Genomic DNA, 14,607 nt, shown 5'->3' on the forward strand with positions numbered 1-14,607 from the left:
AAAGTGCCGTAAAAACAGCAAAGCGTCCCGAGTTACCCCCGACTTGAGGAGTGTTCCGTCATGCGACTGCCGATCAGGGCCGCGACATGTCTCGCGCTGATCGCCGCCGTCTGCGCACCCACCACCCCGGCGTGGAGCGTGGCCGCCGCCCCGGAGGCCGGCGCCGGAACCACCAAGGCGACCGAGAAGAAGCCGGCCGAGCAGGCGACCACGAAGAAGAAAAAGAAGGCGCGGCCGGTGGACTGCGCGAAGGTGAAGTGCATCGCGCTCACCTTCGACGACGGCCCGGGCAAGCGGGTGGGCACGCTGCTCGACACCCTCAAGAAGCACAACGCCAAGGCGACGTTCTTCCTCGAGGGCCAGTACGTCAAGGCCCGGCCCGAGCTGGCCAAGCGCATCGCGAAGGAGGGCCACCAGCTCGGCAACCACAGCTACCGCCACCCCGACTTCACCAAGATCGACGAGGAGCGGATCCGCTCGGAGATCGTCGAGACCCAGCGGCTGGTGCACAAGCTCACCGGCAAGTACCCGACCACGCTGCGGCCGCCGTACGGCCTCTACAACGACAAGGTCCAACAGATCGCCACCGAGCTCGGCCTGCCGATCATCCTGTGGAACACCACGTCGCACGACTGGGCGAGCCGGAACCAGGACGCGATCTACCGGGAGGTGCTGAAGGGCGCCCGGCGTGACTCGGTCGTGCTGATGCACGACTGGGTGGACGCGACCGTCGACGTGATGCCCCGCCTGCTCACCGCGCTGAAGAAGCGGGGCTTCCACGTGGTGACCGTCGACTCGCTGCTGCGCGGCAGGAAGCTGAAGCCGGGCGAGGTGTGGCCGGCGGACGCCACGATCAGCCCCGAGGACACCCCGCTGGTCCAGCCCAACGACTGACCCGGCGTACGGCGAGGCGCCGTGGCGCCGCACCGCCGCGACCGGCCGCCGGTTCCCCGGGCGGGCCGGTCGCGGCGCGCGATCCTCGCCGGCCGCGGTTCCGTTCCGGAAGCGGTCCCCTCCCCGCGCGCCATCGTGGAATGATCATGATCATGGTCAAGCGTCCTGTCGCCGCCCTCGCGCTCGCCGCCGTCGCCTCGGCCCCCGCCGCCCTCGCGCTGCCCGCGCAGGCGTCCGCCGCGCCGGCCGCCTCGGCCAGTCCCGCGGCCGCCGCCTCGGCCAAGCCCGCGGCCGCCCGGGTGGACTGCGCGAAGGTGAAGTGCATCGCGCTCACCTTCGACGACGGCCCGGGGCCGTACACCGCCCGGCTGCTCGACACGCTGAAGAAGCACAAGGCCAAGGCGACGTTCTTCCTCGTCGGCAAGCGGGTCGAGGAACGGCGAAAGCTCGCGCGCCGGATCGCCCGGGAGGGCCACGAGATCGGCAATCACTCCTACAGCCACCAATCCCTGCCCGCGCTGCCCGACTTCGAGCTCACCGAGGAGCTGAGCCGTACCCAGGACGTCCTCCGCCGGGCGATCGGCAGGCGCCCGCGGCTCATGCGGCCGCCGTACGGCCACACCGACGCCCGGGTGCGCGCCGCCGCCGGGAGGCTCGGGCTCGCGCAGGTGCTGTGGACCGGCACCACCCTCGACTGGTCGCTGCGCGACACCCGCAGGATCGGCGACACCGTGCTGCGGCTCGCCAGGCCGAACGGGGTGATCCTCATGCACGACGTGGTACCGCAGACCGTCAAGGCGATACCGCGCGTGCTGCGCGAGCTGCGGAAGCGGGGCTATCACCTGGTGACGGTCTCGGCCCTGGCGGGCCCGGGCAGGCTCGCCCCGGGGGCGAGCTTCCCGCGCTGAGCGATCCGGGCGCCGATGCGGCGGCCGAGGCGCTGCATGGGCAGCTCGACGAGCCCGTAGGTGAGCCGGCTCAGCACGAGCACGACCGCCAGGTACCCGGCGATCACCGCGGCCTGCACGGCCGCGTCCGCGGTGCGCACGTCGCCCACGATCTCCGGCACCCACCGCAGCAGCGGGTGGTGCAGCAGGTAGACCGAGTAGCTGATCAGCCCCAGCCACACGAGCGCCCGCGGCACCCGCCGGCGCCGCAGCGCCATCGCGCCCGCGAACGTCGCCGCGGCCAGCGCGAGCGTGGTGAGCCAGGGGCCGGGCCGTACCCACCACCAGCCCGCCTGGGGCGCCCAGACCGGGGCGACGCCGACGAGCACCGCCACCGCGGCCACCGGCCAGAGCGAGCCCGTCCCCCGCTCCCAGCGGTGGATCGCGGTGCCCGCGAACATCACCGCGAGGATCGCCGCGCCGAACCAGATCACCCGGGCGCCGGTGAGCAGCAGCACCAGGGCCATGAGGCCGAGCAGGTACGCCGCCTGCACCCGCCACCGGCCGCCGATCAGGCAGGCGAGCCCGGCGACGAAGACCACGGCGGAGACCACGGCCGCGGGCGGGCCGGGCAAGAGCGGCGCGGTCACCACCAATCCGGTGCCGACCGCGACGAGGCCGAAGGCGACCGCGATCGGCCCGCTGCGGCGGTGCAGCCCTGCCGTGAACAGGGCGGTGACGAGCAGGTAGAAGACCATCTCGTAGGAGAGGGTCCACATGGTGTCCACCACCCCGGCGCCGTTCACCACGTCCATGAGCATGGTGAGGTGGGCCGCGACCGCGGACGGGTCACGCTGCACCGCGGGCCGGATCGGCATCCAGTACGCCGTGGCGAGCACGGCGGCGATCACGAGCAGGTAGATCGGGTAGAGCCGGAACAGCCGGCTCACCCAGAACGTCCGCACGTCGCCCCGGTGCTCCAGGGACGCGGGGATGATGTAGCCGCTGACGAGGAAGAAGACCAGGACGCCGTACATGCCGAGGTTGAACCAGTACGGCCGCAGCGACGGCGCCGTCCACGGCAGCATGTGCTCGGCGACCACGGCCATCGCCCCGATCCCGCGCAACGCGTCCAGCCAGGCCATGCGCGGCTGCCCGGAGGCGGTCGCGACGGAGGGGGCGGTCTGAGTGGCGCCGCTGGGAGTCGTCTCAGGCACCTGCCCCAACTTACCGCGACAAGGTGGATCAAACTCCACCTCTTGGCAAATCGGGCCGCCTTTGTGTCAAATCACTCCCACTCGATGGTGCCGGGCGGCTTGCTCGTCACGTCGAGCACGACCCGGTTGACCTCGCGGACCTCGTTGGTGATCCGGGTCGAGATGCGCTCCAGCACGTCGTACGGCACCCGCGCCCAGTCGGCCGTCATCGCGTCCTCGCTGGTGACCGGGCGCAGCACGATCGGGTGGCCGTAGGTGCGCTCGTCGCCCTGCACGCCCACCGAGCGCACGTCGGCGAGCAGCACCACCGGGCACTGCCAGATCTCCCGGTCGAGCCCGGCCCGGGACAGCTCCTCGCGGGCGATCGCGTCGGCCTCGCGCAGAATGTCGAGCCGCTCCCGGGTCACCTCGCCGACGATCCGGATGGCGAGGCCGGGGCCGGGGAACGGCTGCCGCCACACCATCGCCGGGGGCAGGCCGAGCTCCTCACCCGCCCGGCGCACCTCGTCCTTGAACATCGTGCGCAGCGGCTCGACCAGGGTGAACTTCAGGTCGTCCGGCAGGCCGCCGACGTTGTGGTGCGACTTGATGTTCGCGGTGCCGGTGCCGCCGCCGGACTCCACCACGTCCGGGTAGAGCGTGCCCTGCACGAGGAAGTCGACCGGCGCGTCCGCGGCGGCGATGATCGCCCGCTGCTCGTCCTCGAACACCCGGATGAACTCACGGCCGATGATCTTGCGCTTCGCCTCGGGGTCGGTCACCCCGGCGAGGGCCTTGAGGAAGCGGTCGGCGGCGTCCACCACGCGCAGCTTCACCCCGGTGGCGGCGACGAAGTCGCGCTCGACCTGCTCGGCCTCGCCCTTGCGCAGCAGCCCGTGGTCGACGAACACGCAGGTGAGCCGGTCGCCGATGGCCCGCTGCACGATCGCGGCGGCCACCGCCGAGTCGACCCCGCCGGACAGCCCGCAGATCGCCCGGCCCTTCGGGCCGATCGTCTCGCGCACCTTCTCCACCGCGTCCTCGACGATGTTGAGCATCGTCCAGGTCGGGCGGCAGCCGGCCGCGTCGAGGAAGCGCTTGAGCACCGCGGTGCCGTGCTCGGTGTGCAGCACCTCGGGGTGGAACTGCACGCCGTACAGGCCGCGCTCGGGCGCCTCCATCGCGGCGACCGGGGTCGCCTCGGTGCTCGCGGTCACCGTGAACCCCTCGGGCGCGGTGGCCACGCTGTCGCCGTGCGACATCCACACCGTCTGCTCGGCGGGCAGCCCGGCGAACAGCACACCCTCGGTCGTCACCCGCAGCGGGGTGCGGCCGAACTCGGCGACGCCGGTCTTCGCCACCGTGCCGCCGAGCGCCTGCGCCATCGCCTGGAAGCCGTAGCAGATGCCGAAGATCGGCACGCCCGCGGCGAACAGCTCCGCGGGCACGCGCGGCGCGCCCTCGGCGTACACCGACGACGGGCCGCCGGACAGGATGATCGCCTTCGGGCGGCGGGCGAGCAGCTCCGACACGGGCATCGTCGACGGGACGATCTCGGAGTAGACATGGCATTCGCGCACCCGACGCGCGATGAGCTGCGCGTACTGCGCTCCGAAATCGACCACCAGGACCGTGTCGAAATCAGACACCGGGACGACCCTTCCATGCATCTCGGGGTGGAACCCTCAGTTTACGGGGCTCCGCCCGGTGCCCTGCGCTCAGCTTGCCGCTCGCCGCTCCGGCACCGCGACCGGGACGATCTCCGGCGCGCCGAGGCGGATCGCGTCGGCTGCCTGGTCGGTGTCCTGCTCCTGGGAGAGGCGCTCGGCCTCCACCCGCTTGGCGTAGTACTCCACCTCGCGCTTGATCTGGTCGCCGTCCCAGCCGAGCGGCCCGGCGAGCAGCTCGGCGACCTCCTGCGCCACCCCCGTCCCGCGGTGGAAGGTCTCGATGGAGATCCGGGTACGGCGGGCGAGCACGTCCTCCAGGTGCCGCGCGCCCTCGTGGGTGGCCGCGTACACGATCTCGGCCCGCAGGTAGTCGTCCGCGCCCTCCAGCGGGCGGGCGAGCGTGCGGTCGGCCTCGATGAGCGCGAGCACCTCGTCGATGAGCGAGCCGTACCGCTGCAGCAGGTGCTCGATGCGGGCGACGTGCAGCCCGGCGCGCTCGGCGATGTGGTATCGGGCGTTCCACAGCGCCGGGTAGCCGTCCGCGCCGACCAGCGGGATGCGGTCGGTGCAGGACGGCGGCACCCGCTGGTCGAGGCCGTGCGCCACCGCGTCGACCGCGTCGCGGGCCATCACCCGGTAGGTGGTGTACTTGCCCCCGGCGACCATCACCAGGCCGGGCACCGGGTGGGTGACCACGTGCTCCCGCGACAGCTTGGAGGTCTCGTCGGACTCCCCGGCGAGCAGCGGCCGCAGGCCCGCGTACACGCCCTCGACGTCGTCGCGGGTGAGCGGCACCGAGAGCACCGCGTTCACCCGGTCGAGCACGTAGTCGATGTCGGACCGGGACGCGGCCGGGTGGCTGCGGTCGAGGTCCCAGGGGGTGTCGGTGGTGCCGATGATCCAGTGCCGGCCCCACGGGATCACGAACAGCACCGACTTCTCGGTGCGCAGGATGATCCCGGTAGAGGAGTGGATGCGGTCGCGGGGCACCACGAGGTGGATGCCCTTGGAGGCGCGCACGTGGATGCTGCCCCGGCCGCCGACGAGCTGCTGGATCTCGTCGGTCCACACGCCGGTCGCGTTCACCACCTGGCGGGCCCGCACGTCGTACTCGCGGCCGCCCTCCAGGTCCCGCACCCGCACGCCGGTGACCCGCTCGCCCTCCCGGAGAAAGCCGATCATCTGGGTGCGGGAGGCGACGTGCGCGCCGTACGCCGCGGCGGTGCGCAGCAGCGTCACCACGTACCGGGCGTCGTCGACCTGGGCGTCCCAGTAGAGCACCGCGCCGGTGAACGCCGAGCGCTTCAGCGCCGGGGCGAGGCGCAGCGCGCGGCGCCGGGACAGGTGGCGGTGGCCCGGCACGCCCCTGGTCATCCCCGGGGCGAAGCCGAGCGAGTCGTACAGCACCAGCCCGGAGCCGACGTAGAAGCGTTCCCACACGTGGTGGGTGAGCGGGAACAGGAACGGCACCGGCCGCACCAGGTGCGGGGCGATGCGCTGGAGCAGCAGCGCGCGCTCCTGCAGCGCCTCGCGCACCAGGTCGAAGTTGTACTGCTCCAGGTAGCGCAGGCCGCCGTGGATGAGCTTGGAGGAGCGGGACGAGGTGCCCGAGGCGAAGTCGCGGGCCTCGACGAGGCCGACGGTGAGGCCGCGGGTCACCGCGTCGAGGGCGACGCCGGCGCCGACCACGCCCCCGCCCACCACGACCACGTCGAGTTCCTCGGCCGCCATCCGCGCGAGCGCCGCCGACCGCTCCCCCGGGCCGAGCTTTGCCGTACCCATGCGCACCGTCATCGTGCCCCCCTGTCGTGGCGGTCCGTCCTTAGCCCTTCTTCCGGTCTGTCCAGCTCGGCACCCTTGCCCCTCGGTCCAGGCTTGTCCGTACTGTCCTTTTACCCCGTCGCCGTAGTCGAATCCCGTTCTGCTCGCGGGCCTGGCGTGATCCCCCGCACACGTCCTGGCGCGGGTCTGTGATGCTTGGACCCATGGGCATGACACTCGCGAACGCCCGGCTCGTCCGCGCCGACGAGGTGCGGGAGGGCTGGCTGACGATCGAGGACGGGCGCATCACCCACGTCGGGTACGGCACCGCCCCGGCCGGCGGCGTCGACCTCGGCGGCCGCTACCTGGTGCCCGGCTTCGTGGACATCCACAACCACGGCGGCGCGGGCGGCTCCTACCCGGCGGGGGACGCCGAGCAGGCGCGGCGGGCGGCCGATTTCCACCTGCGCCACGGCACCACCACGGGCGTGGCGAGCCTGGTCACCGGCGCGCCGGACGACCTCGCCCGGGCCGTGGCCGTGCTCGCCGAGCTGTGTGACGACGGCGTGTTCGCGGGCATCCACCTCGAGGGCCCGTACATCTCCCCGGCCAGGTGCGGCGCGCACGATCCCGCGCAGCTGCGCCACCCGGACGCGGACGAGCTCGCCGCCCTCGTGGCGGCCGGGCGCGGGCACGTGCGCATGCTCACCATCGCCCCCGAGCTGCCCGGCGCGCTCGAGGCGATCCGGCGGGCGGTGGACGCGGGGGTGATCGCCGCCCTCGGGCACAGCGACGCGGACTACGCGCGGACGCGCGCGGGCATCGAGGCCGGGGCCACGGTCGCCACCCACCTGTTCAACGCGCTGCCGCCGCTGCACCACCGCGAGCCCGGGCCGGTCGCCGCGCTGCTGGAGGACGAGCGGGTCACGGTCGAGCTGATCAACGACGGCGTGCACGTGCACCCGGCGATGCTGCGGCTCGCCTGCGCCGCGGCCGGGCCGGACCGGGTCGCCCTGGTCACCGACGCGATGGCCGCGGCCGGGCTCGGCGACGGCGAGTACACGCTCGGGTCGATGGCGGTGCGGGTGACCGGCGGCGTGGCCCGGATCGTCGAGGGCGGGGCGATCGCGGGCAGCACGCTCACCATGGACGAGGCGTTCCGCCGTACCGTGCAGGAGGTCGGGCTCGGGTTGCCCGAGGCGGCGCGGGCGGCGAGCCTTGTGCCCGCGCGGGTGCTCGGCCTGGACGACCGCATCGGCTCGATCGACGCGGGCAAGGACGCCGACCTCGTCGTGCTCTCCCCCGACCTGGCGGTCGAGGGTGTGATGAAGCGCGGGACCTGGGTGGTGCCGCCGGCCTGACCGTGCGCCGGGGCGGGCCGGCGGCCCGCCCCCGTCCGGGTCTCAGGAGCCGTTGTGCGGGGCGACCACGACCTCGACGCGCTGGAACTCCTTCAGGTCGGAGTAGCCCGCGGTGGCCATGGTGCGCTTGAGCGCGCCGAGCAGGTTCATCGAGCCGTCGGCGAGCGTGCTCGGGCCGTACAGGATCTGCTCGATCGTGCCGATGGTGCCCACGTGCACCCGGGCGCCGCGCGGCAGCTCGGGGTGGTGCGCCTCGGAGCCCCAGTGGTAGCCCCTGCCGGGGGCCTCCACCGCCCGGGCGAGCGGGGAGCCGACCATCACCGCGTCCGCGCCGCACGCGATCGCCTTGGCGATGTCGCCGGACAGCCGCATGCCGCCGTCGGCGATCACGTGCACGTACCGGCCGCCGGACTCGTCGAGGTAGTCACGCCGCGCCGCGGCCACGTCGGCGATCGCGGTCGCCATCGGCACCGCCACGCCGAGCACGGTGCGGGTGGTGTGGCCGGAGCCGCCGCCGAAGCCGACGAGCACGCCGGCCGCGCCGGTGCGCATCAGGTGGAGCGCCGCGGTGTAGGTGGCGCAGCCGCCGACGATCACCGGGACGTCGAGCTCGTAGATGAACTGCTTGAGGTTGAGCGGCTCGGCCCGGCCGGACACGTGCTCGGCCGAGACCGTGGTGCCGCGGATGACGAAGATGTCCACCCCGGCCTCGATCACGGCCTTGTAGTGCTGCACCGTGCGCTGCGGGGAGAGCCGGGCCGCGGTGGTCACCCCGGCCTCGCGGATCTGCTCGATCCGGCGGCCGATCAGCTCGTCGCTGATCGGGGCGTTGTAGATCTCCTGGAGCCGCCTGGTCGCCTGCTCCTGGGGCAGCGTGGCGACCTCCTCGAGCAGCGGCGTGGGGTCCTCATAGCGGGTCCACAGCCCCTCCAGGTCGAGTACGGCGAGCCCGCCCAGCTTGCCGATCTTGATGGCGGTCTCCGGGGAGACCACGCTGTCCATCGGGCTGATCACGAGCGGCATGCCGAACCGGTAGGCGTCGATCTGCCAGGTGATCGACACCTCCTCCGGGTCGCGGGTGCGCCGCGCGGGCACGATGCCGATCTCCTCCAGGGCGTAGGCCCGCCGCCCGCTCTTGCCGCGCCCGATCTCCACCTGGCTCATCTGCTAGCTCTCCGATCTTCCGTCCGCGCCGCCGTACCGTCCCGTGGGCCCTGCCCGTCAGCGCCGGTGGTAGTTCGGCGCCTCGACGGTCATGATGATGTCGTGCGGGTGGCTCTCCTTGAGGCCCGCGACCGTGATCGGCATGAGCAGGCCCTTGGTGCGCAGCTCCTCGATGGTGCGGGAGCCGGTGTACCACATCGCCTGGCGCAGGCCGCCGACGAGCTGGTGCGCCACGGCGGCCACCGGGCCGCGGTACGGCACCTGCCCCTCGATACCCTCGGGGATGAGCAGCTCCTCGTTCGACACGTCGCCCTGTGAGTAACGGTCCTTGCTGAACGAGGTGCCGCCGCGCTCGCGGTTGCGCATCGCGCCGAGCGACCCCATGCCGCGGTAGGCCTTGTACTGCTTGCCGTTGACGAAGATCAGCTCACCCGGCGACTCCTCACAGCCCGCGAGCAGGCTGCCGAGCATCACCGAGTCGGCGCCCGCCGCGATCGCCTTGGCGATGTCGCCGGAGTACTGCAGGCCGCCGTCGCCGATCACCGGGACGTTCGCCGGGCCGGCGGCGAGGGAGGCCTCGTGGATCGCGGTCACCTGAGGGGCGCCCACGCCCGCCACCACCCGGGTGGTGCAGATCGAGCCGGGGCCGACGCCCACCTTCACCGCGTCGACGCCCGCGTCGATGAGCGCCTGGGCGCCCGCGCGGGTGGCGACGTTGCCGCCGATCACGTCGACGGTCGTGTTCGCCTTGATCTTGGCGATCATCTCGCACATGCCGCGCGAGTGGCCGTGCGCGACGTCCACGACGATCACGTCGACGCCGGCCTCGACCAGCGCCTTGACGCGCTCCTCGGCGTCGCCGCTCACGCCGACCGCGGCGCCGACCCGGAGGCGCCCGTCGGCGTCCTTGGTGGCGAGCGGGTACTGCTCGCTCTTGGTGAAGTCCTTGACGGTGATGAGGCCGCGCAGCCGGTTGTCCGCGTCGACGATCGGGAGCTTCTCCACCTTGTTCGTGCGCAGCAGCCGGAACGCCTCCTCGCGGGAGACCCCGACCGGGGCCGTCACCAGCGGCATCGGGGTCATCACCTCGCGCACCGGGCGGCTCTGGTCGGTCTCGAACCGCATGTCGCGGTTGGTGACGATGCCGACGAGCACGCCGGAGGCGTCGACCACCGGGAGGCCGGAGATCCGGTACCGGGCGCACAGCCGCTCCACCTCGGCGAGGGTGTCGTCGGGCGAGCAGGTGACCGGGTTGGTCACCATGCCGGCCTCGGAGCGCTTGACGAGATCGACCTGCTGGGCCTGCTCCTCGATGGACAGGTTGCGGTGCAGGATGCCGATGCCGCCCTGGCGGGCCATGGCGACCGCCATCCGCGCCTCGGTCACGGTGTCCATCGCCGCGGAGATCAGCGGGATGCGCAGGGTGATATTGCGGGAGAGCCGAGTGGTGGTGTCGGCCTCACCCGGCTGCAGATCGGAATAGGCCGGGACGAGAAGTACGTCGTCGAACGTCAGCCCCGGCTCGGTGAATCTCGCCATCCGCAACCCCCTATCGCCGTGATGGGGCCGCCCGAGCCCCTCGGCCAGTCTAGTGGCCGGTCTCCGGCCGCCTCGCCGGTACGCGGCATGCCGCCCGAGCGGTTCACGCCGCGGCGCGGGCACGCCCCTTTCCTGGCCCGTCTCTGCCGGATCCGTGCCGGACGCCGCCGAGGGTACGGCCTGCCCGCCGTGCCGGGACGCCCTCGCGGTCCGGGCGCCCGCCCCGAACGCCGTCCACACCGTCCGCACGCCGCCCTGTGCCGTCGCCGCACGCCGTCGTCCGGTGACCGCGGGTGCGGTCCGGCGCGGTCGTCACACCAGCACAACACGCCGCGGCGGGGCGAGGATTCCGGGGCCGGTCCGGCGGGTCGCGGTTCCGGACCCCGGCGGCTTTGACCGAAACCTCGCGCTCGCCCGGCCCCGGCCCCGGCGCCGGGCGGCCCCGCCGCGGCGGGGCCGGACACGACCGAGGTCCCGGCGGAACGGCGCGCGGCACACACCCGCAACGGCGCCGCGGACCGCGAAAAGTGACCATTTCAAGTCCTGCCGGATCACAATTCGTCGCACATCCGCGGAATGCCCGCCCGGGCGGCGCGGAAGCGGGACCGGAGGCGCCCGCCCCGGGCGCGGGCGGGCGCGCGGGAAAACATTCGCGGGAGTCCGCATATGCGACGGGAAACACACGGAGGGCGATAACGGGATTAATCCGCGGCCGGGGCGCCGGGCGGGAAACGGCGCACGGCCCCGCGGCCACGCCCCGCCACCGGCACGACCGCCATTCCGCCGGGCGCCGCGCATTCCTTTCCCATCGTGCCGGCGGCTCTCCGAAGCGCGGGATTTCACGCAACGGCACGGCGCGGACACGCCGTTCACGGCGACCGCACGTTCGGTGACCGATCCGGCACGCACCGAGAAAACCGCACGCCGGTGGCGGAGCGGAACGGCTGGGCACGGCCACCCCTCCCCGCCTGGCCCGGCCCACGTCATCCCGGCACCGGACGGCGGGCACGCACGCCGGGGCGGGACCCGCGCGGCCCATCGCACCGTCCCCGGAGCGCGCCCGCAATTGCGCGATAAAGGCAAAAGACGCCGCGCAATGCCGTGATCCACGAACGACGCGAAACCATCAGGATATTCCTGCGAAGAACCGGGACGGGTTATTTATTCCTCCATCCTCGTGTTCAGCGGATTACCGTCCGCAATCGACGCATCAATGTGACCAATCCGTAGCCGTCCGATATGAGGACATCGGCGATCGTGGCGGGCATCATGCGTATCGTGACCGAGGGATGCGTCACCGACGCCGTAACAGGGGTAGGGCTTGCGGCGAGTTCGGAGGAATCCGACCTCCGGGAACTGACGAGTCTCGCCGTTCAGGGGGATCGCGCCGCGATCGAGTCATTGCTGGCGCAGCTGCGCCCGATGGTCGTGCGGTACTGCCGGGCACGCTTGGGGAGGATTTCCGGTCACTACCACATCGCCGACGACGTGGCGCAGGAGGTGTGCATCGCCGTCCTCGCCGCGTTGCCGCGGTACCGGGACATCGGCCGCCCGTTCGCGTCGTTCGTCTTCGGCATCGCGTCGCACAAGGTCGCCGACGCGTTGCGCAACTCGGTGCGCTCCGCCGTACCGACCCAGGACCTGCCCGACGGGCCGGACGAGGGGCCGGGGCCGGAGGAGACCGTGGTACGGCACACCGAGGCGGCCCAGGCCCGCGAGCTGCTGTCGCGGCTCCCCGACAACCAGCGTGAGCTGCTCATGCTGCGCGTGGTGTCAGGGCTGTCCGCGGAGGAGACCGGGAACGTGCTGGGCATGTCGGCGGGCGCGGTACGGGTCGCACAGCACCGGGCCCTCGCCCGGCTGCGGCAGCTCGCCGATCAGTCGATCGCCTGACCGGGCGCCGCCGCGCCGGGGCGGGCGCGCCCCGGCTGCCGCACCTCGGGTACGGCCCGCCGAAGGATTCCGCACCGCCGCGCGAGCAGCCCCGCCGGAGGCACGGCCCGCGGCGTCCGGGCCGCGGGCGCGCCATCGCCCCGGGGCCGTCCGCCGCCACGGGCGGCGACGCCGGTCAGCGGCTTTCCTCGGTGTCGATCACGCCGTCCACGTAGCCGCGGGCGTACTCCCAGCTCACGTAGGCGGACGGGTCGGGCTGGTAGGCCGGCTCGTGCACCTGGGGCCGGCCTTCGTCGATCATCTGGCGCAGGTTGCCGCGCAGCAGATCCCAGTCGAAATAGTGCTGCTCACCACACTCCGGGCACTCCAGAACGAGGCCCTGGATCCCCTGCGGCTCCAGCAGGGCACGGAAGACCTCCACGTCGGCGAGGTCGGTGAGGGCCTCTTCGCGCTCCGCGGTGGTGAGCGGGTCGACACCGTCGAGCTCGCCCAGCATGGCGGCGGGGTCGTTGGGGTCGTCCGCGAACGGGTCGCGGGGGACATCGTCCAGCACGGATCCACACTACGACGCCCGAGGGGTGTCTCGTCGACCGTCCGGCCGATCGAACCGTCCTCTCGGCCGTCCGGGCCCGGGGTGCGCCGCCACGCGCGACGGAAATGATGTTGGAATCGCGGTGGGGGATGGAATACTGATCGGGCACGTTACGTTATTCCCTGGACACGGAAGGCGATAACCGCGGCCAGGGCACATCAAACACGGGGGAACACATGGTGCGTCGCATTCTGCTCCTTTCGGCCTGCGCCGGGGCCGCCTTCCTGACCACACCCGCCGCCCACGCCGACATCCCCGGGCCGGGCACGCCGACGCAGGCGAGCGTGCTCGCGGTCGACCCGCTCACGGGCCTGCTCAACGGCGTGCTGGGCGGGCTGCTCTCCCTCGGCGGCACAAGGTAAGCCGGGACGCGCCCGCGGACGGGAGGACGCCCGGCGGTTCACGGACGTGACGCCGGGCGCCTCGCCCCGGTCACGGCCGCGCCCCCGTCCAGCCAGCCCTGCCGTACCGCCTCGACGCCCGCCTGGAAGCGGGACCGCACGCCCAGCTCGGCCATCGCCTCGGCGAACCTGCTGCGCACGGTACGCACGCAGACGCCCAGATGGCGGGCGATCACCTCGTCCGGCAGCCCCTGGGCGGCGAGCCGCAGGACCGTGACCACCCCCTCCCTGCCGCTCGGCGGGGACATCGGCGCGGCGCGGGTCCACAGCTCCTCGAAGAGGGCGCGCAGCACGGCCACCATGAGCGGCGAGCGGACCAGCCGGAAGTGGTAGGCGCAGTCGGGCAGGTTGCCGCCCCACCGCACCGGCAGCCAGGACGTCTCGTCGCCCATCACCGCGTACCAGCCGGGCGGCCGGTCGAGGAACCGCACCCGCGCGCCCGCCTCGGCCAGCCGGGCGAACAGCTCCCGTGCCCCGGGGACGGCCGGCGCGCCCACCGGCATGATCACCCGCGAGGAGACGAGCCCCTCGCGCTGGGTCAGCACCCACTCGTCGCCGTAGGCGCACGCCAGGTCCCGTACCGTGCGCCGATCCGGGACCACGGCGATGAGCTCCGGCGACGACGTCTCCCCGGCGGCGGCGGCCATGGTGGCGCGGAGCGCCTCGGGTCCGCTGTGGGTCTCGATCGTCAACCGGCCGGAACGAAGGTCCTGGCCGGCGTCGTAGTCCTGGGCGAGCGTCCGGACCGAGCTGAGCAGTTCCTCGATCTGCCGGGTCTCCTGGGCGATCTTCTCGAGCCGCCGCGCGATCAGCGGGCTCAGCGCGGCGGCCGGATGCCGGGCGAGGTAGCGGCCGTCGTGGGAGTCGACGACGCCGAGCCTCGTCAGGGCCTGCAGGTCCGGCTCGACCCGTTCCTCGGGCTGGTCCACGGCCGCGGCCACCTCCGGCGACCGGGCGAGCCGCAGGCGCAACAGGGCGGTGTAGACGGCGGCCTGGGAGGTGTTCAGACCAAAAGGCCGCAGCTGCTCCTCCACCGGCGGGGTGTCCTGGCGCATCACCGACTCCATGTGTCACAGAGAGTGTCGAGATGGTAACTCGGCATCCCCTGTTTGTCCGCCGGTCCGCGCCTTTGTGCTCGATCGGATACAGCTTGCTGCACTTGCAGCTTCTCACGTTGCGCCCGGCCTGCGCACGATGGAGCATTACGGTACGTGTCCCCGGCCGTACGGTAAGCGGTCATTTGAGCGCG

12 protein-coding genes are annotated in these 14,607 nt (G+C 72.7%); 5 read left to right on the top strand and 7 right to left on the bottom strand.

Going from position 1 to position 14,607, the window contains the following annotated elements; genetic code table 11:
- The first annotated feature begins 60 nt into the window (after positions 1-60).
- Both FHX40_RS18595 and FHX40_RS18600 read left to right on the top strand, forming a co-directional pair.
- Complete coding sequence (locus FHX40_RS18595; RefSeq protein WP_142260806.1) at positions 61-894, top strand: polysaccharide deacetylase family protein; 834 nt, start codon at positions 61-63, stop codon at positions 892-894.
- A gap of 152 nt (positions 895-1,046) precedes the next feature.
- Complete coding sequence (locus tag FHX40_RS18600; protein WP_142260807.1) at positions 1,047-1,802, top strand: polysaccharide deacetylase family protein; 756 nt, start codon at positions 1,047-1,049, stop codon at positions 1,800-1,802.
- On the opposite strand, the gene FHX40_RS18605 is transcribed toward FHX40_RS18600, so the two are convergent.
- The 3 genes from FHX40_RS18605 to glpD all read right to left on the bottom strand — a co-directional run bounded on the left by FHX40_RS18605 (position 1,733) and on the right by glpD (position 6,441).
- Positions 1,733-2,998 carry an acyltransferase family protein gene (locus FHX40_RS18605; RefSeq protein WP_229789171.1) on the bottom strand — a complete coding sequence of 422 codons (1,266 nt, stop codon included), beginning with the start codon at positions 2,996-2,998 and terminating at the stop codon, positions 1,733-1,735. The genes FHX40_RS18600 and FHX40_RS18605 overlap by 70 nt on opposite strands.
- Positions 2,999-3,069: 71 nt before the next feature.
- Positions 3,070-4,647, bottom strand: coding sequence for a glutamine-hydrolyzing GMP synthase (guaA, locus tag FHX40_RS18610; protein WP_142260808.1), 1,578 nt, complete (start codon positions 4,645-4,647; stop codon positions 3,070-3,072).
- Between the two features lie 48 nt (positions 4,648-4,695).
- Complete coding sequence (gene glpD / locus FHX40_RS18615; protein ID WP_142260809.1) at positions 4,696-6,441, bottom strand: glycerol-3-phosphate dehydrogenase; 1,746 nt, start codon at positions 6,439-6,441, stop codon at positions 4,696-4,698.
- A 191-nt stretch (positions 6,442-6,632) separates the two neighbouring features.
- On the opposite strand from glpD, the gene nagA reads away from it, so the two are divergent.
- The gene (gene nagA / locus FHX40_RS18620; protein ID WP_142260810.1) at positions 6,633-7,769 is read left to right on the top strand and encodes an N-acetylglucosamine-6-phosphate deacetylase; all 1,137 of its coding nucleotides are present in this window, start codon (positions 6,633-6,635) and stop codon (positions 7,767-7,769) included.
- Between the two features lie 42 nt (positions 7,770-7,811).
- On the opposite strand, the gene FHX40_RS18625 is transcribed toward nagA, so the two are convergent.
- Positions 7,812-8,933 carry a GuaB3 family IMP dehydrogenase-related protein gene (locus tag FHX40_RS18625; protein ID WP_189136294.1) on the bottom strand — a complete coding sequence of 374 codons (1,122 nt, stop codon included), beginning with the start codon at positions 8,931-8,933 and terminating at the stop codon, positions 7,812-7,814.
- Between the two features lie 57 nt (positions 8,934-8,990).
- Positions 8,991-10,472, bottom strand: coding sequence for an IMP dehydrogenase (gene guaB / locus FHX40_RS18630; protein ID WP_142260811.1), 1,482 nt, complete (start codon positions 10,470-10,472; stop codon positions 8,991-8,993).
- A 1,269-nt stretch (positions 10,473-11,741) separates the two neighbouring features.
- On the opposite strand from guaB, the gene FHX40_RS18635 reads away from it, so the two are divergent.
- Positions 11,742-12,365, top strand: coding sequence for a sigma-70 family RNA polymerase sigma factor (locus FHX40_RS18635; protein ID WP_142260812.1), 624 nt, complete (start codon positions 11,742-11,744; stop codon positions 12,363-12,365).
- A gap of 175 nt (positions 12,366-12,540) precedes the next feature.
- Here the strand turns inward: FHX40_RS18635 and FHX40_RS18640 are convergent, their stop codons facing one another.
- Complete coding sequence (locus FHX40_RS18640) at positions 12,541-12,918, bottom strand: DUF5319 domain-containing protein (RefSeq protein WP_189136295.1); 378 nt, start codon at positions 12,916-12,918, stop codon at positions 12,541-12,543.
- A 215-nt stretch (positions 12,919-13,133) separates the two neighbouring features.
- On the opposite strand from FHX40_RS18640, the gene FHX40_RS18645 reads away from it, so the two are divergent.
- On the top strand, positions 13,134-13,319 hold the full coding sequence (locus FHX40_RS18645; protein WP_142260813.1) for a hypothetical protein: 186 nt from the start codon (positions 13,134-13,136) through the stop codon (positions 13,317-13,319).
- A gap of 38 nt (positions 13,320-13,357) precedes the next feature.
- On the opposite strand, the gene FHX40_RS18650 is transcribed toward FHX40_RS18645, so the two are convergent.
- On the bottom strand, positions 13,358-14,413 hold the full coding sequence (locus FHX40_RS18650) for a helix-turn-helix transcriptional regulator (protein WP_142260814.1): 1,056 nt from the start codon (positions 14,411-14,413) through the stop codon (positions 13,358-13,360).
- Between the last annotated feature and the right edge of the window lie 194 nt (positions 14,414-14,607).

Origin of the sequence: Thermopolyspora flexuosa, from assembly GCF_006716785.1 — a bacterium.
GTDB classification, from domain to species: Bacteria; Actinomycetota; Actinomycetes; order Streptosporangiales; family Streptosporangiaceae; genus Thermopolyspora; species Thermopolyspora flexuosa.